We start from the raw sequence: 17,818 nt of genomic DNA, 5'->3' as shown, positions 1-17,818 counted from the left end.
CCGGCTGCGGATCAGGGAAGCCGCGTCGAGTACGTGACGCGTTCGAGGTGGTAGTAGTCGGCGACACACGACGCCGGCCACGGGCTGCGCCCCTGCCTGCTGAACGGCTCCAGCATGCCGCTCACCGTCACCGACTTGTAGGGCAGCACTTCGGCACCGGCCGCTTCCCGCTCACGCAGCCACCGGTCCTGGTGGTCCCAGCGCTCGGCCCGCGCCCGCATGTTGGTGTCGAGATGCAGGAGGGAAATGGCCGGCCCGACGCACACCAGGACGCAGAGAGCGGCGCAGACAGCCTTGACGGGGGCGGTATTCCGGCCGAGCTGCCGGACGGCCTGGCCGAGGAGCAGTCCCGCGCCGACGAGCAGCGCGATATACAGCAACAGGTAGTCGTTCCAGAGCCGGTTGGCGACCGCGACGCGCGGGCCGAAGGCCGGGTAGGTGATGACCGTACAGAGGAATCCGGCGACGAGGACCGCGAGTGTGCCTGTGGCGGCGAGCAGGGGCCAGTGCGTGGGCGGGCGGTTCGGGCGCCCGTCGGCGCGGTTGGCGACCAGGCCGAGCAGGAGCCCCACGGCGACCGCCCCGATGTACTGCCAGGTGGTGGTGATCGTGACGATGATCTCTGCGAATCCGCGCAGCGACCCGGCGAGCGCGTCGGGGGCGAGCATGGCGGAGCTCTGCGCACCGAACCGCTCACGCCGGGCCATGGATCCGGGTGAGGCGAGCAGGATCAGGGCGCCGATCCCGGTCCCGGCGATGCCTGCCGCGCACCACGCCCACCCGTAGGCCCTGGCGTGTGCCGGAAAGACCCAGCGGCCGATGAGCATGACGGCGACGAGCACCACCAGCACGACGACCGTGGTCTCCTCAGACAGCGTGCCGATGAGCAGTCCCATGAGCAGGGCGACGACGAGGGCGAAGGTCCTCCCCCGCCGCGACCGCGCAAGCAGGAGCGGAATCACCGCGGCGCAGGCGAGCACAGGGGGCACGGTGTGCGAGACCGAGGCGGCGGGCCAGTAGAACGTCTTGTAGGTGTTGGTCGTCACGAAGAGGAACAGAGCGGTGACCATGGCGGCGATCAGGAGCGCTGTGCCGCGAGGCACGGTGAGCGCCGCTCGGCGCAGTGCCGCGACGGTCACCGCCCACAGGATGCCCAGCATGAGTACGCCGCTGACCAGGGCGAACCACTGGTGTCCGGCGACGCCGAACTTCGCGTACGCACCGACCAGCAGCCCGTTCGCGATCCGTCCGTTGTCGTCGAGGTAGAACTTGCCGACGATGCCGGCGATGCCCTCGTCCCGGACGACCGGCAGGAAGCACCAGTCGTCGGCACTGGGACGGACCCAGCGCCCGAACCAGGACGCGGCGGCGAGCAGGACGAGCGGCGGCAGCGCGAGGACGGCAACCCAGAGGTCGGGCCCCGGCCGTGTTCGCGACGAACGGTGCGGTTCGTTCGGCCGCGGGCCCTTCTCGTCGGACCGGCCCTTCTCGTCCGGCTGTTCCGGAACGGCGGTTCCCGGGGCGCTGCCAACCATGTGCGGACGTGCCTTTCAAAGACTGTCGGACTTGATCATCGGTGGCTCGGAGGAAGGGGATTCGTCCGGCCTGTCGGGTGCCGCACTCGCGCGTCGGCCCGACACGATCGCCCACCGGGCCAGCAGGAAGGAGACCGGCGTGACGAGCACACCCGCGAACAGGGCGGCCAGGTTCTTGTCCATCTCCAGGCCGCTGACAGCGAGATGGAGCAGCGCGCCCGATGCCACGAGGTTGATGACGCTCGACAGCGGATAGCGCACGAGCCCACGCCAGCTCGGCTTCGTCCCCACGGTGATGTAGGAATTGAGCAGGAACGAGCCGATGACGCTGACCGTGAAGCCCACGACATGCGCGAGCAGATACGGGATCCACTGGTTCAGCACGTAGTAGACGGCCAGATACACCGCCGTGTTCACACAGCCGATCAGTACGAACGAGGCGAACTGGCGCATGGTGCGCGACCGGCCGGCCGCGAGTTCGCTCAGCTCTCCCGAGACGACCGGTTCCGGTCGGGCCGGCAGTACCGGGCACGATTCGCTCGTCTCCCGTACGACGTACGGGGGACGGTGCTTCGCCTCGTGATAGATGCGCCCCACGTACTCACCGATGACGCCGAGCGTGACCAGCTGAATGCCGCTGAGCGCAACGACGGCGGTGAGGAGAGTGGCGTATCCGGGTGTTTCCGCACCGTTCAGTGCGACGTTCACGATGGTCCACAGGGCGTAGGCGAGCGCCGAGACGAAGACCCAGAAGCCGGTGTAGATGGCGAGGCGCAGTGGGCGGTTGTTGAAGGACAGCAGTCCGTCGATGCCGTAGTTCAGCAGCCTCCTGCTGCCCCATTTCGACTGCCCGGCCGCACGCTCCCTGTTCCGGTACCGGAAGCTGACCGTGTCGAAGCCGATCCAGGAGAAGATCCCCTTCGAGAAGCGGTTGCTCTCCGGCAGCGAGAGCACACTGTCCACCGCCCGGCGTGACAGCAGCCGGAAGTCCCCTGATCCGTCGATGACTTCCACGTCCATGCAGCGGCGGACGAGCGCGTAGTACGTGTGGCTGAGCGCGGTGCGCAGCACTCCGTCGCCCGCGCGGTCGCGCTGCGGAATCACCTGGTCGTAGCCGTGCCGGTGCAGTTCCAGCATGCGGGGAATCAGTTCGGGCGGGTGCTGGAGGTCTGCGTCCATCAGCACGACGGCAGCACCTCGGGACATCCGGAGTCCGGCGAGCATGGCGGCCTCCTTGCCGAAATTCCGGCTGAAGGCGGTGTACCGGACGCGCTTGTCCAGTGCCGCGAGGCCGCCGAGAAGAAGCCGTGTCCCGTCGGTGCTGCCGTCGTCCACGTAACAGATTTCCAGCTCGTCCCCGAGGGGCGCGAGGGCGGCGAGCAACGCGGCGTGAAAGGTCTCGATCGCCTCGGCCTCGTTGAAACACGGCACGACGACGGACAGCTGAAGGGCAGTCATTTTCACGCTCCCCGGAATCGGCCGGCCGCCTGTCTCTGGGTGACGGGTGACGACCCGGGACCCGCGCATCGGGCCTGGTACTCAGTCCTCCGACGCGGTCCACTGTGCGGTCTTGCACCGTTCCGCACGGCTATACGGGCTCCGAACGCGCGGAACACTTCTCCTTTTCATTCGAACAGCGCACGCGGAGGCTGGGCGAGGTGCTGCCACAGGAACGTGTGCACCAAGGCGTTGTTGTGGGCGGACTGTTCGTTGTCCGTGGCGCCCGCGTGGCCGCCGCCCGTGTTCTCGTGAAGCAGGACCTGGTGGCCGAGTTCGCGCAGTCGCGCGGCCGTCTTACGGGCGTGGCCCGGGTGGACGCGGTCGTCTCGGGTGGACGTCATCAGGAGGACCGGCGGGTAGGCCCGGTCCGCGGTGAGGTGGTGGTAGGGGGAGATCGCGCGGAGGTGGGAGCGGTCGGTTTCGTCGTCCGGGTCTCCGTACTCCGCGATCCACGAGGCGCCGGCCAGGAGCTTGTGGAAGCGGAGCATGTCCAGCAGTGGCACCTGCGTGACGATCGCGCCGAACAGCTGCGGGTAGCGGGTGAGCATCGCGCCCATGAGCAGGCCGCCGTTGCTTCCGCCCTCGGCGCCCAGCATGGCCGGGGTGGTGATCCCCCGCGCGACGAGGTCCGCCGCGACGGCGGCGAAGTCCTCGAAGGCGCGCGGCCGTTCCGCGCCGAGCGCGGCCTGATGCCAGTCGGGGCCGTACTCTCCGCCGCCCCGGATGTTCGCGATCACGTAGGTGCCGCCCCGCTCCAGCCACGCCCGGCCCCTCACCCCGCCGTAGTAGGGGGTGAGCGAGACCTCGAAGCCGCCGTAGCCGTAGAGCAGGGCGGGGCCCGGACCGGTGGAGGCACGGTCGGGGCCGATGACGAAGTACGGCACCCGAGTGCCGTCCCTGGAGGTCGCGAAGGACTGGTCCACCCTCAGACCTGTCGTGTCGAAGCGGGCCGGGACCTGTTTGATGAGCTCCGTGTCCGCGCCGACCTGCCCGCCGTAGAGGCTGGAGGGCTGCAGGAACCCGGACACGTCGAGGAAGAACTCGTCGGAGACGTCCGGGTCCGTGTCCACCACGGTGACGGCGGACAGCGCCGGAACGTCCGCGAGCGGCTTCCGCGCCCACTCGCCGTCGGGGGCGGGGGTCAGCACCTCGATGCGGGTGCTGACGTCGTGCATCGTCTCCAGGATCAGATGGTGACGGGTCCATGAGTGCCCTGAAAGGGCCGTCCGCACGTCCGGGGTGAACAGGACGTGCGCGGTGCGGTCGCCCGCCAGGAAGGCGTCGAAGCCGAATGCCAGCAGGGAACCCGCGCGGTGTCCGAGCCAGTCGGACTTCAAGGTGACGATCAGGTACTGGCGGTGGGCGTAGGCACGCGCGTCGTCGGGAACATCGATCTTCACGAGCGTGGCGTCGGGGGCCAGGAGGTACGTCTCGCTGTGGAAGAAGTCCATGGAGCGCCCGACGAAGTCCCGCTCGAAGCCGGGTGTGCTGTCGTGCAGGCCCCAGGCGGACACGTCTTCCGTCTCGGCCTCGAAGACCGGGACGGCTTCCTCCAGCGGCGTACCTCGTCGCCATCTGCGTACGGTACGGGGATAGCCGGAGTCGGTCAGCGAGCCGGGGCCGAAGTCCGTGGCGACGAAGACGGTGTCGGCGTCGATCCAGTCGATCCGGGTCTTCGCCTCCTCGACCTGGAACCCGTCCTGGACGAATGACCGGGTGGCGAGGTCGAACTCGCGGACCACGACGGCGTCACCACCGTCGCGCGAGAGACACACCAGCGCGCGGTCGTAGGCGGGGTGGCGCACCCGGGCACCGGCCCACACCCATTTCTCGCCCTCGGCGGCGCGGAGCGCGTCGACGTCGAGCAGGATCTCCCACTCGGGAGCGTCCTTGCGGTACTGCTCCGGTGTCGTACGCCGCCACACCCCGCGTACGTGCTCGGCGTCGCGCCAGAAGTTGTAGAGGAACGGTCCGCGGCGGGTGGGGTACGGGATGCGGTCGGAGGCGTCCAGCACCTCCCGCAGGCGGTCCTTCAGGGAGGCGAACCCCGGGCCGGCGGTCAGCGCTGCCTCCGTCTCCGCATTGCGCTCGGCCACCCAGTCGAGTGCGGCCTCGCCCTCGACGTCTTCCAGCCACAGGTACGGGTCGTCATCCATCACAACCGAATTGTGCAGGTCCCGGACGCACTGCGCGACCACATTCGCCCTCGCCCGTCGGCGCCGTACGCCTGGCGGTGACGGGAACAAGACACCGGGCCGACCCGGGCGAAGGGGAACGATTGAGGCGTTAACGCGGTGCCGGTACTCGGGGGCGGGGGCGTGCGGCGGACTCGGCGGGGCACGAAGCCGGCCTCTTCCGGTCCCGCCCCCGGTGTCGGACCGCGTGCGCTTCTGTGCGCCAGCTATGTCCTCGGAGCACGAACGGGACCGGTGCTGCGGGACGGCGGCGAGAGCCGGCGGTGGGGTGCGGCGACGGTGCGGCGCTGCGATTGAACTGGAGAAACGGTATGACTCCTTCCGCTCCTGCCTCGTACCGCCGGGGCTCCCCCGGCGGACTCACCACAGTCACCTGAAGCACCATCAGCAAACTTCCGCAAGCATTTGCAATCCGTCCCCCCACCGCACCCGCTCCGGTCGTCCGCCCGTGCCACCGCCTCGCCCCCGGGGCTCCGGTCCACATGAACGCGCGTAGACGGCCGAAAGGCGTCCTTGCGACGCAACTCCCCTGCACCCAGGATTCGTCTCGTCGAGATTGGCAGGTCCATGACGGAGCACTCCCCGTCCGACGTGCCGGTCCCTTCCATTCGGCCCGCCCACCCAGCGAGCCCCCCACTCCCACCGGAGGATGCAGTGAATCTCAAGCGTCTGTCCCCCCTCGGCGGCGTCGCGAACGGCGCACGGTTCATCGCCGTGGCCACCGCACTCCTGGCTGCCGCAGCGCTTGCCGCACCCACCTCGTCCGCGGCCACGGTCGAGGACAGCCGGGCCACCACCGCCCAACTCGCCGTCGCCAGCGACGCCGTAGGCGCGGCGGATGTGGCCGGCACCGCCTGGTACACCGACAAGGCAACCGGAAGAATCGTCCTCACCGCCGACTCCACCGTCTCCGCCGCCGAGATAGCGAAGATCAAGAAGGCGGCCGGCGACCGCGCCACATCGCTGGAGATCAAGCGCACCGCGGGCACGTTCAACAAGCTCATCGCCGGCGGCCAGGCCATCTACGCGGGTGGCGGGCGCTGCTCGCTGGGCTTCAACGTCCGCAGCGGCACCACGTACTACGCCCTGACCGCGGGCCACTGCACCAACATCGGCAGCACCTGGTACACCAACTCCGCCAACACCACGCTGCTCGGCACCCGGGCCGGAACCAGCTTCCCGACCAACGACTACGGCATCATCCGCCACTCCAACGCCTCGGCGGCGGACGGCCGCGTCTACCTCTACAACGGCAGCTACCGCGACATCACCGGCGCGGGCAACGCCTACGTGGGCCAGGCGGTCCAGCGCAGCGGCAGCACCACCGGCCTGCGCAGCGGCACGGTCACCGGGCTCAACGCGACCGTCAACTACGGCGGCGGCGACGTCGTCTACGGCATGATCCAGACCAACGTCTGCGCCGAGCCGGGCGACAGCGGTGGCTCGATGTTCGCGGGCAGCACCGCTCTCGGCCTCACCTCGGGCGGCAGCGGCAACTGCTCCAGCGGCGGCACCACGTTCTTCCAGCCGGTGACCGAGGCGCTCAGCGCGTACGGCGTGAGCGTCTTCTAGGGCGGGCGGAACCGACGGTCCGCCGGATTCGCGGATCGGGCAGGCGGCAGTAGCTTCACGGACACCCCGGGCCGGCGATCCTCTCCTGATCGCCGGCCCTCGGCCGTGCCGATATCCTGGACGGAGAGAGCCTGCGGGCTTCCTCCCGCACGCCCAGGGAGGTCACCAGTGACTCACATCAGCTGGCCGGCGTTCATGGACGCCGTCCAGGACCGCGGCAGCTACGGCTCGCCGTACGAAGCGGAACGGGCGGCTCGCACCGTACTCGCACTGCTCGGCGCACACCTGGTGGGCCAAGAACGTTCCGAACTGGCCGCGAGGCTGCCCGACACGTTCGCCCTCATCCTCCTCAACCCTCTGCAAGCGGCCGAACCGCTCTCCCCCGAGAGGTTCGTACGGGCCACGGCGGCGTGGATCGACGGAGCGACCGAACAGACCGCCGTGTGGGACGTCGGAGCCGTACTGAGCGTCGCCGCGGACGCCGCGGGCGAGGACCTCACCCGGCGACTGCTGCTTCAGCTGCCCCCTGGGTACGACCTGCTCTTCGGGCGGCCCGGTCCGCTCGAAGCTCCCGCCGAGGACTGAGGCGGTGGCCGCGAAGGAGAGCGCCATGATTCACGGCAGCACCGTGATCGCGGAAATTCAGGCCGATCACCGTGAGACCGAGAGGCTCATCGCCCGCATCGAAGCCCTGCCCGTGGAGGACCTGCGGTGCCGCGAGCGGGCGGACGAGCTGACATCACTGCTGGTACGGACAGCTGTCGCCGAGGAGACGCACCTCTATCCGGTGGTACGCGCACGCCTCCGGAACGGTCGCGCGCTCGCCGACGAGGAGATCGCGGCCCATACCCGTATCGAGGAGATCCTCACGGAACTGGAGGACCTGGAGTGCGACGATCCGCGCTTCACCGAGCGGTTCACGAGCTTGAAGGCCGAGATCTTCGCTCACGTCCGCGACGAGGAGGTACGGCTCTTCCCGGAGCTGGCCCGCACCTGCTCGGCGCAGGAGTTGCAACTGCTGGCGCGGCACGTGCGCCGCACCATGGAGAAGGCACCGACCCGTCCCCACCGTTTCCTGCCCACCTCGCCGCCCGGCATCAGGTTGGTGGCACCGGGCGTCGGATTCGTCGACCGGCTCCGCGACACGCTGAGCGGACGCCCGCACTGAACCGCAAGGTACGCGGTTACGGGCTGCCCTGCCGTTGCCGCTCGGCCCGCTCCTCGACCATGCGGCGGAACCCCATGAGCGCGGCGCGTTCACGGGGATACGCGTGACCGCAGGGCAGGTCGGCGAGGGCGCCCATCACCTGCTGCGGCTGGGCCCGCCAGCCGACGACGAGGACCCGGAGACCTCGGCACTCCGCCCGCCGGTGCAGATCGAGGAAGAGCAGCAGTCCGGCCGAGTCCATGAACGGAACCCCGTGCATGTCAAAGATCACCACTGCGGCGCCTGACGGCACGCTGTCGAGGACGCGGGCGAGAAGCGGCTCGGCTGCGGCGTCAAGGTCCCCGGCGGCGCTGACCAGAATCGAACTTCCGGTGCGCTGAAACGCTGTCCCGAAGGAGACCGTCACTCCCCTGCCCTCCATCTGCCGAGGTGCGCTCGGTTCGCCGTCTGCCCGGATCAGCCACAGAGGATGCCGCAGCCGAGGGGGCGGGACGGCGAGGCGCGCCGACGGACAGGGCCTAGCCTTGAAGAGCCGCTGCTCGGCCCCGACACGGCCGGCGCACCTCAGGGAAGGTGGCAGCTGATGACCGAGAACGACGTGAGCAAGCGGAACGTGCTGGCCATCGTCACGAATTACGGTGTCGAGCGGGACGAACTCGCGGTGCCGGTCGAGCATCTACGCGGATGGGGCGCCCAGGTAGACATCGCCGCCGTTTCGATGGGCGCCATCGAGACGCTCGTCAGGGACAGGCATCCGGGAAAGACCGTCCGGCCCGATCTCACTCTGGCCGATGCCGATCCGGCACATTACGACCTGCTGCTCGTACCGGGCGGCACGCTGAACGCGGACAGGCTCCGCCTGGAGGGACCCGCCACCGACATCGTCCGCGCCTTCACGGCGTCAGGGCGCCCCGTCGCGGCGATCTGCCACGGGCCGTGGGCTCTCGTCGAAGCGGGTGTGCTCAGGGGGAAACGGCTCACCTCCTACGCCTCGCTGAAGACCGACATCCGCAACGCGGGAGGCGACTGGACCGACCAGCCGGTCGTCACCGACGACACCGGCGGCTGGAACCTCATCACCTCACGCAACCCCGGTGACCTGGAACCCTTCGTACGCGAGATCGACGAGGCACTCGCGGCATAGACCTCCTCGCGGCTCCGGCCCGGCGTACGGTCGCGCGGTGCGCTGCCCCGAAATGCCGGGCAGCATGCCGTCCGGCAGGCTGTACGCAGGGAAGGGAGCAGCATGACGCCGACTGCTGTACAGACACCGTTGACCGTGACCGGCACGCCGTCGGCCCCCGGCGCGCCGACGCTCCTGTAGTGGCTGCCGAAGAGCCCGTGCACTGCTCACGCTGGCGGGCGAAGTCCGACGACGTGATGGTCACCGCGCGACGGCTCCGGAGTACGGCGGAAGCGCGCTTTCCGATCGTCACGCATCTGACCGCCCGGATGATCTCGGTGAACATCCTGGACGCCGCCACCCGATTGGCCGCACAGTGCTTCCTGACCGTGGTCCCGCTGCTGTTCGTCTTCGCTTCCTTCGCGCCGCAGGCGGTGAAGGACCAGCTCGTCAGCTCCCTGCGGGCGGTCTTCGGGCTCACGGGCGCCTCGAACGCGCAGTTGGAGCAGCTGTACCACTCGAACACCACGTCCCTGCGCGAGGTCACCGGAGTCATCGGGACGTTGATGGTGCTGCTCTCGGCCACGGCGGTGAGCCGGGCGGTCCAGCGTCTGTGCCATCGTGCCTGGGAGATCCCGCGAGGGGGAACGAAGGTCGCCCCGTGGCGGTGGATCGTCTGGATCGCCGTCTGGCCTACCGTACTGGTGGTGCAGGCTCCCCTGCGGGACGGGTTCGGCGCCGGGCTGTGGCTGGGCCTTCCCGTCACCGTGCTGTGCCAGACGGCTCTGTGGTGGTGGACCCAGCACCTGTTGATGGGTGGCCGTATCCGCTGGCTGCCGTTGCTGCCCGGGGCCGTGATCGCTGCCGCGGCGGTGACCGCCCTGTCGGTAGGCGCCCGCTTCTACATGCCCGTGGCGCTCAATCGCACACTGTCCGAGTACGGCTCGCTGGGCCCGGTGTTCACCCTGCTGTCGTGGCTGATCGTGGTCTGCGTGGCGGTCGCCGCCAGTATCACCATGGGCGCCGTGCTGGCACAGGAGACGCGCCTGGCCGGCCGCCTGGGCACGGATTCGGCTCAGCGGCCGGCCACGGTCACGGACCGAAGCCCGAGGTAGGCGCTAGGAGTTGAGGATGCGGCTCTTCTGGTTCTCGAACTCGGCTTCGGTGAGAACGCCCTGCGCCTTGAGTTCCGCGAGTTCCTTGAGCTGGTCGATCTTGTTCGCCATCGAGGGCACGGGCGCTTCGGCCGGCGGCGCGGGAGGGGCCGCGGGAGGGGCCGCGTAGGCGGGCTGCTGGGCGGTTTGCGCGGTGTCCTGCTCGGCCCAGCGGCCGGCCTGACGTCGCGACACACGGTTGGAGACCGCGGTCGCCGTCCCGGCGACCACGGCGGTACGGGCGATCCCACGGAGTAGACCAGGCATCTGATTCTTCCTTGCTCGTGGAGCGGCCCGGAGCCGTCGTGACGACAGCGTCCGGGCCTGGGACATTGACGGTCTCGCCTCCGGACTCAGGCTTCGACCGCTTCGAGCGATGCCACGAGTGCCGGCACCGGGATCCGCCCGCCGGCCACCAACTGGGCTCCCTCGCGTCGCAGGGCGGCGGCGAAGGGCGCGGCCCAGGTGTTCTCGTAGACGATGATCCCGGCGGATGTCCCGGGTTCGAGCACGGCGGCGGCGTCCTGGAGGTCGTCCACGCCGAGCAGGCCCGACGAGGCGCCTTCGAAGAGGGCGAGGTCGAGTTTCCCGTCACCGTCCAGGTCGGCGATCTCGACGCCCGTCACCGAGCCGTCGAGTTCTTTTCTGATGAATCTCAGATCGAGAATCCGGATGATGCGCCGCTCCACGAGATCGATAAGGAGCGGCAGACCCTCGCCGGTCATTCGGTTGCCCGGAAATTCGACGACCAAATAGTCGACAGGGCCCATGTCGAGATCTTCGGCTGCGCTCATCGGGGCTCCTGGAGTGATTCGGCTCTTCACAGCAACCTCACCATTGCAACATCGCGCGCCTTGGCATGCACCTCGGCTCGCATCCGGCCGCCGGGTGTACCGGCGGCGGAGGCGGCGGATGTGCGGTTCCCTGGAACGGGGCAGGGCCGCGACGGCCTCCGCCCGTCAACTGCGCGCGCGGCGACACAGCCGCCGGGGAAGGTGCGAAATGAACCGGAATCCGGTGACGGTCACGCGAGAGGTGCAGCTTTCGCCCAGCGAGCGGGCCGCCCGGGGCAGGGCGGCGCGTTCACGCGCCTCGCGTTCCGCCCACGCGGAATTCACACCGTCCCGGCATCGACCGGACCCGGTGAGCACCATCGAGAAGCAGTCCGCGACCCGCGTGCCGGAACTCGTTCCCATCCGGTACGGGCGGATGGCGGAGTCGCCCTTCCGTTTCTACCGTGGCGCAGCCGCGATCATGGCGGGCGATCTGGCCACGACGCCGGATTCCGGTCTGCGTGCCCAGTTGTGCGGGGATGCCCATATGCTCAATTTCCGCCTGCTGGCCTCGCCGGAGCGGAATCTGCTTTTCGATATCAACGACTTCGACGAGACGCTGCCGGGCCCCTGGGAATGGGACGCGAAACGCCTCGCTGCCAGCCTGGTGATCGCCGGCCGGGAGAACGGGTTCACGGAACGCCAGCGCGGCACCATCGTCCGCGCCACCGTGCGGTCGTATCGCGAACAGATGCGCAGATTTGCCGGAATGCGCACGCTGGACGTGTGGTACGCGAGGATCGACGCCGCGCAGTTGTCGGCTCTGGCGTCCGGGCGGCTGCGCAGTCGGGGACGTAAGCAACTCTCCCGGTCCCTGGCGAAGGCGCGCACGCACGACAGTCTCCAGGCTTTCGGGAAACTCACCGCCATGATCGACGGCGAGCGGCGGATCGCGGCCTCGCCTCCCGTCATCGTGCCGCTCGCCGATCTGCTCCCGGACACGGAAGGACGGGAACTCGAGGAGAACGTGCGCGACCTCATCCGCCGGTACGGCACGAGTCTCCCGACCGACCGTCAGCACCTGCTCCGGCAGTTCACCCCCGTGGACGTCGCGCGCAAGGTGGTGGGCGTGGGCAGTGTCGGCACCCGGTGCTGGATCGTGCTGATGCTCGGCCGGGACGGCGAGGATCCGCTGTTCCTCCAGGCCAAGGAGGCGGCCGAGTCCGTCCTCGCTCCGCACGTGGGGAGCAGCCGGTTCGCCACCCAGGGCGAGCGGGTGGTCGCGGGGCAGCGGCTGATGCAGGCCGCCAGTGACATCTTTCTGGGCTGGGAACGGGCGCAGGGCATCGACGGCAGGGAACGGGACTTCTACGTACGCCAGTTGCGGGACTGGAAGTTCGTCGCCGAACCGTCGCTGATGCCCCCGCGCGGCATGCAGCTGTTCGGCGAAGTGTGCGGGGCGACGCTGGCCCGCGCCCACGCCAGGTCGGGCGACCGTATCGCCATCGCCGCCTACCTCGGCAGCGGTGACGTCTTCGACCGCGCTCTGGCGACGTTCGCCGAGCGCTACGCCGACCAGAACGAGCGCGACCACCAGGCACTCCTGGACGCGGTCAAGGGCAAGCGGGTTGCCGCTCGGGCGGACTGAGGACGGAGCAGCCATGGAACGCTACCCTCCTATCGCCGAACACGGCCTGGTGGGCGACCTGCAGACCGCCGCCCTCGTGTCGTCCCAGGGTGTCGTCGACTGGTTCGCCGCTCCGCGGTTCGATTCGCCCAGCATCTTCGCCGCGCTGCTCGACCACGACCGGGGCGGGTACATGCGGCTGGCCCCCGACCACCCCGACGGAAGCTGCAAGCAGCTCTACTACCCCGATACGGCCGTCCTGGTGACGCGGTTCATGTCGCCGGACGGCGTGGGCGAAGTGGTCGACTTCATGCCGCCGGACCGGACGGGCACGGTCACCGACCGCCACACCCTGGTGCGTGTCGTGCGTGCCGTGCGCGGGACCGTGGCGTTCTCGCTCGAGTGCCGGCCTCGTTTCGACTACGGCCGGGCGGATCACACGCTGGAGCTCGGCGAGAAGGACGGCCTCTTCAGGGCTCCGGGGACCGATGCCCATCTGCAGACCACGTTCCCGCTGGAGCGCGACGGCCAGGACGTCCGGGGCACGGTGACACTGAGCGCCGGTGAGGCCGCCGGCGCCGTGTTCACCGTGTGTGACTCCGGCGGCCCGGCACCCGAACCCCTCACGGTCGAAGGGCTCACCGCGCAGGTCGAGGAGACCGTCCACTTCTGGCAGCGGTGGCTGCGCCGGTCCCGCTACCGGGGCCGCTGGCCCGAGTTGGTGCACCGCTCGGTCATCACGCTGAAGCTCCTCACCTACGCGCCCACCGGCGCACTGGTCGCGGCGGCCACCATGGGCCTGCCCGAGCAGATCGGCGGCGAGCGCAACTGGGACTACCGCTACACGTGGATCCGCGACGCGGCGCTGTCCGTGCGGGCCATGCTGGACCTCGGATTCGTCGAGGAGGCGACCGCCTTCGTCCACTGGCTGGTGGTCCGCCTGCACCAGCGCGAGGGCAGGGAGGGGGAGCCCCTCCAGACGATGTACCGGGTCGACGGCGACCCCGACCTGACGGAAGAGACCCTCGACCACTTCGAGGGATACCGCGGCTCCTCCCCCGTACGCATCGGCAACGGCGCCGCCGAACAGCTCCAGCTGGACATCTACGGCGAGGCCCTCTACGGACTCTCCCAGGGTCGTGAGGTCGCCCAGCAGGCCACGTACCGGGGATGGCAGACGCTCAGCCGGACGCTGGACTGGTTCGCGAAGAACTGGGACCGGCCGGACGAGGGCATCTGGGAGACCCGCGGCGGACGCCGCGACTTCACGTACAGCAGGGTGATGGCCTGGGTCGCGTTCGACCAGGGGCTGCGCCTCGCCGAGCGCTACCGCAGGCCGGCGGACCTGGACGGCTGGCGCAAGGCCAGGGACGCCATTCTCGAACAGGTGATGGAGCACGGCTGGAACGACGAGGCAGGTGCCTTCGTGCAGCATTACGGCGGCGATGTCCTGGACGCCTCCCTGCTGCTCATGCCGAGGGTGGAGTTCGTCGCCCCGAAGGACCCGGCCTGGCTCTCCACACTCGACGCGATGGACCGCAGGCTCGTCTCCGACAGTCTCGTGTACCGCTACGACCCGGTGGCGTCGCCGGACGGCCTGCGTGGTTCGGAGGGCACGTTCAGTCTGTGCACCTTCCTGTACGTCGACGCGCTCGCCCGGGCGGGACGCGTGGACCAGGCCCGGTACACGTTCCAGAAGATGCAGACCTACGCCAACCACGTCGGGCTGTTCGCCGAGGAGATCGGCCCGAGCGGCGAGCAACTGGGCAACTTCCCGCAGGCGTTCACCCATCTGTCGCTCATCATGGCGGCGGTCACCCTGGACCAGGTCCTCGACGCGGAGCAAGGACGCTGATGTGATGGCCGTGCCGACCGGAAACACCCCGCTGCGTCGCAGGGGCGGACTGCGCGCCGAACATACGCAGTTGCTGCTCGCCCTCGTCGGGCTCGGCCTGGGGCTGGTCCTGCCGAGGATCACGGCGGGGCCGGAGGTCGCGGGCCCGCAGGTGAACGACATGCTGCTGGGCCTGGGCTTCGGCGTGCTCAGCGTGACGACCGTGATCTTCTCGGTGCTGTTCCTGGTGGTGCAGTGGGCGCACACGACGTTCACCCCTCGCCTGACGATGTTCCGCGACTCCCGCGTCGTCTGGCGGACGTTCGCCTTCGCGATCAGCCTGTCGGTCTTCAGTTTCACTTCGGCGCTGACGATCGGAACGGATGCCCATGTCACGATCGTGGTGCCCGCGGTCGGCGGTGCGCTGCTGCTCGTACTGCTGGTGCTGTTGTGGGCCCTGCTGCTGCGGGCCTTCGCGTCGATCCAGCTGGGGCCGGTGCTGCACTTCGTGACCGGACGCGGGCGCTCGATCCTCCACTCCCTCTACGCGAACGGGAGCGAGCGCTCCCCGGGGGAGCCGGAATCCGCCGCGGCCCTGCCACCGCTGCGGACGACGGTGACCTGGCCCGGTCCCCTCACCGTGCTGCAGCAGGTCGACATGGAACGGCTGCTGGAGGTGGCCCGGCGGGCGGACGCGGTCGTGGTGCTGAGGCCGGTCCCGGGCGCCGCGCTGCCGTCCGGTGGTGCCGTCGCCGATGCGCACGGCGGCGATCCGGGCGCCTCCGCCGTGCTGGACACGCTGGTCACCGGCGCCGAGCGGACCTTCGACCAGGACCCCCTGCTCGCCTTCCGGCTCCTGGCCGACATCGTTCTGCGTGCCCTGTCCCCGGCGGTCAACGACTCCGCGACGGCCGTCGAGGGACTCGACTGCCTGGAGGACCTGCTCGCCGTACCGGCCCCGGTGTCGCCCGGCCCGCTCCGCGTACCCGACCGTGCGGGCACCGTGCGCGTCCTCGTGCACCTGCCCGGCTGGGAGCGCTTCCTTCACACGGCCGTGGACGACGTCATCGCCGCCGCCGTCGGCTCGCCCATGACGCTCAAGCGGCTCCGTACCCTCCTGCTCCGTCTGCGGGCGCGGGGGCCCGCAGACCGGGACGAGTTGCTGGGGCGCCGGCTGGAGTGGGTGGAGGCCGAGCTGGCCCAGCGGTTCCCGGTGCTGTGGGACGAGCTCGGCCGGACCTCCCAGGAGGGCCGGGCCAATTGAACACCGATAGTGTTTCGCCGAGTTGTGGGACGCGAGCAGAGCACTACGGGGAGTCGGAACGTGCAGACGGGTACGGGGACGGGTGCGGGAACGTTCGAGCCGCTTCAGGACGACGATCCGCGCACCGTGGGGCAGTACCGCCTGGTGGCGAGGCTCGGCGCCGGAGGGATGGGGCGGGTCTATCTCTCCCACACCCCCGGCGGACGCCCCGTCGCGGTGAAGGTGATCCGCCCCGAGATCGCCGATGACGCCGACTTCCGCGACCGGTTCCGGCAGGAGGTCGCCAACGCGCGCCGTGTGCAGGGCGTGTGCACGGCGCCGGTCCTCGACAGCGACACCGAAGGGCCCGTGCCCTGGCTCGTCACCGCCTACGTACCGGGCCCCTCCCTCGCGGACGCCGTGAAGAAGCACGGCCCGCTGCCCAGGGAGACGGTGCTGCTGCTGACGGCGGGTGTGGCCGAGGCCCTCCAGGACATCCACCGCGCGGGAGTCGTGCACCGCGATCTCAAGCCGTCGAACGTGCTGCTCGCTGCCGACGGGCCCCGCGTCATCGATTTCGGGGTGGCACGCGCCGTGGACGCCACCGCCCTCACGCGCAGTGGTTCCGCCATCGGGACGCCCGCCTTCATGGCTCCCGAGCAGGCTCTCGGCGGGGAGATCACCGGGGCGACCGATGTGTTCGCGCTCGGTCAGATCACCGCCTTCGCCGCGACGGGCGCGGGCGCCTTCGGTGACGGGCCCTCGCACGGCGTGCTGTACCGCATCGTGCACGAGGACCCTCAGCTGGGCGAACTGCCCGACTATCTGGCCGAGTTGGTCGCCGGGTGCCTGCACAAGGAGCCCCAGCGGCGGCTGACGCCTGCCGAGGTCGTGCGGCTGTGTGCCGCCGCAGGGCCCGAGGGGGACCTGCGCCGCGCGGAGAGCTGGCTGCCTGCTTCGGCGGCGGGGCAGCTCGCGCAGCACGCGGCGGACGAGCCCGAGCCGCCCCGGCCGGACACGGTGGCCTTGCGCGCCTCTCAGCCCGGGGCCTTCGGGCAGGGCGTCACTGGTGGCGTTTTCGGTCCCCCGTCCGCCGGCGTTTTCTCCGGCGGCGCGTACGGTACGCCGCCAGGTCCCGCGGCCCCCGGCGGTGTGTACGGGACACCGAACGCCTTCCCCGGCGCGTACGCCGCAACGCCGGCTCCGGGTGCGGGGGCAGCGCCGCACTCCGCGCCGACCGGTCCCGTCGCGACCGCGACACGGCGCCGCGCCGGCCGTACGGGAATCGTCGCAGGTGGAGCGGTCGTCCTCACCGCGGCCACGGTGACCGGCGCCCTCTATCTGTCCGGCGTCCTGCGCCCCGGCGAGCAGGTGGATGCCGCGAACGGCCAGGCGGGCCCGGACACGAGCCCCACGGCGGAGCAGCACCCGACGGGCTCCGGTCAGCCCTCCGCGCCGGCGTCGAAGAAGCCCACCGCGAGCAAGCAGCCGCGCCCCTCCGCACCGCCGTCCCCCGGCACTCCTCCCGCCTCCGCCGAGCCCGCCGCGCCCAAGCCGTCAGCCACCTCACGCAAGCCGACCGCCACGGCCCCCGCCCAGCCGGCCTCTCTCAGCTACCCGGGCCTGCGCATGACGGCAAGTCACGACCTCTACCTGAGCGACAGCCCCGTACGACCCAAGGCCGACACGGGCTCCAGCGACGAGGACCTCACGTACGCGGTCTACTCATCAGGCGCCGTCGTGGCCCCCGGCTCCACCAGCCGGAGCCAGCTGACCCGGCTGGCCCCGCGCGCGGCCGGGACGCTGGACTCCTGCCTCGCGCAGACCGGCAGCGAGAAGTACATATGGGTCAAGGACCTGGCCGTCGGCGACCGGCTCTGCCTGATCGGCGGGAACGGCCACGTCGCTCTCATCACCTTCCGCGGCGCGGCGCCGTCGCCGGACACGACGGACCACATCACGGTGGACGTCCGGCTCTGGCGCGATGCGGTGGACCCGGTGGGCGGCTGACCCGGAGCACCACCCCATTGGTGCAACCTTCAGGTTGCACCTCATGTCTCGACGTGCAACTCTGGAGTTGCACCGATTGACGGC

General features: G+C 70.1%; 15 protein-coding genes. 9 read left to right on the top strand and 6 right to left on the bottom strand.

What is annotated here, in order from left to right; all coding sequences use genetic code 11:
* Positions 1-11: 11 nt before the first annotated feature.
* The 3 genes from ACWGO0_RS14785 to ACWGO0_RS14775 all read right to left on the bottom strand — a co-directional run bounded on the left by ACWGO0_RS14785 (position 12) and on the right by ACWGO0_RS14775 (position 5,191).
* Positions 12-1,535: a DUF6056 family protein gene (locus ACWGO0_RS14785; RefSeq protein WP_453533498.1), complete on the bottom strand. Its 1,524-nt coding sequence runs from the start codon at positions 1,533-1,535 to the stop codon at positions 12-14.
* Between the two features lie 15 nt (positions 1,536-1,550).
* Entirely contained in the window at positions 1,551-2,993 is a 1,443-nt protein-coding gene (locus ACWGO0_RS14780) for a glycosyltransferase (protein ID WP_453533495.1), read from the bottom strand.
* A 167-nt stretch (positions 2,994-3,160) separates the two neighbouring features.
* Positions 3,161-5,191 carry a prolyl oligopeptidase family serine peptidase gene (locus tag ACWGO0_RS14775; protein ID WP_453533492.1) on the bottom strand — a complete coding sequence of 677 codons (2,031 nt, stop codon included), beginning with the start codon at positions 5,189-5,191 and terminating at the stop codon, positions 3,161-3,163.
* Positions 5,192-5,884: 693 nt separating this feature from the next.
* On the opposite strand from ACWGO0_RS14775, the gene ACWGO0_RS14770 reads away from it, so the two are divergent.
* The 3 genes from ACWGO0_RS14770 to ACWGO0_RS14760 all read left to right on the top strand — a co-directional run bounded on the left by ACWGO0_RS14770 (position 5,885) and on the right by ACWGO0_RS14760 (position 7,970).
* Positions 5,885-6,802, top strand: a complete 918-nt coding sequence (locus tag ACWGO0_RS14770) for a S1 family peptidase (protein ID WP_453533489.1) — start codon at positions 5,885-5,887, stop codon at positions 6,800-6,802.
* Positions 6,803-6,997: 195 nt separating this feature from the next.
* Positions 6,998-7,387 carry a DUF2267 domain-containing protein gene (locus ACWGO0_RS14765; RefSeq protein WP_453533740.1) on the top strand — a complete coding sequence of 130 codons (390 nt, stop codon included), beginning with the start codon at positions 6,998-7,000 and terminating at the stop codon, positions 7,385-7,387.
* Between the two features lie 25 nt (positions 7,388-7,412).
* Positions 7,413-7,970 carry a hemerythrin domain-containing protein gene (locus ACWGO0_RS14760; RefSeq protein WP_453533486.1) on the top strand — a complete coding sequence of 186 codons (558 nt, stop codon included), beginning with the start codon at positions 7,413-7,415 and terminating at the stop codon, positions 7,968-7,970.
* 16 nt (positions 7,971-7,986) lie between these two features.
* On the opposite strand, the gene ACWGO0_RS14755 is transcribed toward ACWGO0_RS14760, so the two are convergent.
* Complete coding sequence (locus tag ACWGO0_RS14755; RefSeq protein WP_453533483.1) at positions 7,987-8,376, bottom strand: STAS domain-containing protein; 390 nt, start codon at positions 8,374-8,376, stop codon at positions 7,987-7,989.
* Positions 8,377-8,553: 177 nt separating this feature from the next.
* Between ACWGO0_RS14755 and ACWGO0_RS14750 the strand changes: the two genes are divergently transcribed.
* Both ACWGO0_RS14750 and ACWGO0_RS14745 read left to right on the top strand, forming a co-directional pair.
* A complete protein-coding gene (locus ACWGO0_RS14750; protein ID WP_453533480.1) occupies positions 8,554-9,114 on the top strand; it encodes a type 1 glutamine amidotransferase domain-containing protein in 561 nt (186 codons plus the stop codon).
* A 179-nt stretch (positions 9,115-9,293) separates the two neighbouring features.
* Positions 9,294-10,208 (top strand): YhjD/YihY/BrkB family envelope integrity protein, encoded by a 915-nt coding sequence (locus ACWGO0_RS14745; protein ID WP_453533478.1) that lies wholly within the window; start codon positions 9,294-9,296, stop codon positions 10,206-10,208.
* Positions 10,209-10,211: 3 nt separating this feature from the next.
* On the opposite strand, the gene ACWGO0_RS14740 is transcribed toward ACWGO0_RS14745, so the two are convergent.
* Together ACWGO0_RS14740 and ACWGO0_RS14735 are read right to left on the bottom strand one after the other, a co-directional pair.
* Positions 10,212-10,514 (bottom strand): SHOCT domain-containing protein, encoded by a 303-nt coding sequence (locus ACWGO0_RS14740; protein ID WP_453533475.1) that lies wholly within the window; start codon positions 10,512-10,514, stop codon positions 10,212-10,214.
* A gap of 86 nt (positions 10,515-10,600) precedes the next feature.
* Positions 10,601-11,041 carry a DUF6325 family protein gene (locus ACWGO0_RS14735; RefSeq protein ID WP_453533472.1) on the bottom strand — a complete coding sequence of 147 codons (441 nt, stop codon included), beginning with the start codon at positions 11,039-11,041 and terminating at the stop codon, positions 10,601-10,603.
* Between the two features lie 208 nt (positions 11,042-11,249).
* On the opposite strand from ACWGO0_RS14735, the gene ACWGO0_RS14730 reads away from it, so the two are divergent.
* The 4 genes from ACWGO0_RS14730 to ACWGO0_RS14715 are packed head-to-tail and all read left to right on the top strand — an operon-like array spanning position 11,250 to position 17,734.
* Positions 11,250-12,668 carry a DUF2252 domain-containing protein gene (locus ACWGO0_RS14730; protein WP_453533469.1) on the top strand — a complete coding sequence of 473 codons (1,419 nt, stop codon included), beginning with the start codon at positions 11,250-11,252 and terminating at the stop codon, positions 12,666-12,668.
* Positions 12,669-12,681: 13 nt separating this feature from the next.
* Entirely contained in the window at positions 12,682-14,502 is a 1,821-nt protein-coding gene (locus ACWGO0_RS14725; protein WP_453533466.1) for a glycoside hydrolase family 15 protein, read from the top strand.
* Between the two features lie 4 nt (positions 14,503-14,506).
* Positions 14,507-15,745, top strand: coding sequence for a DUF2254 family protein (locus tag ACWGO0_RS14720; RefSeq protein WP_453533464.1), 1,239 nt, complete (start codon positions 14,507-14,509; stop codon positions 15,743-15,745).
* 60 nt (positions 15,746-15,805) lie between these two features.
* A complete protein-coding gene (locus ACWGO0_RS14715; RefSeq protein WP_453533461.1) occupies positions 15,806-17,734 on the top strand; it encodes a protein kinase domain-containing protein in 1,929 nt (642 codons plus the stop codon).
* Positions 17,735-17,818: the final 84 nt, after the last annotated feature.

The sequence above is a fragment of the Streptomyces sp. NPDC055749 genome (assembly GCF_053617235.1).
The sequence above is the reverse complement of the archived record's forward strand: the minus strand, read 5'-3'. Positions and strand labels throughout refer to the sequence as shown.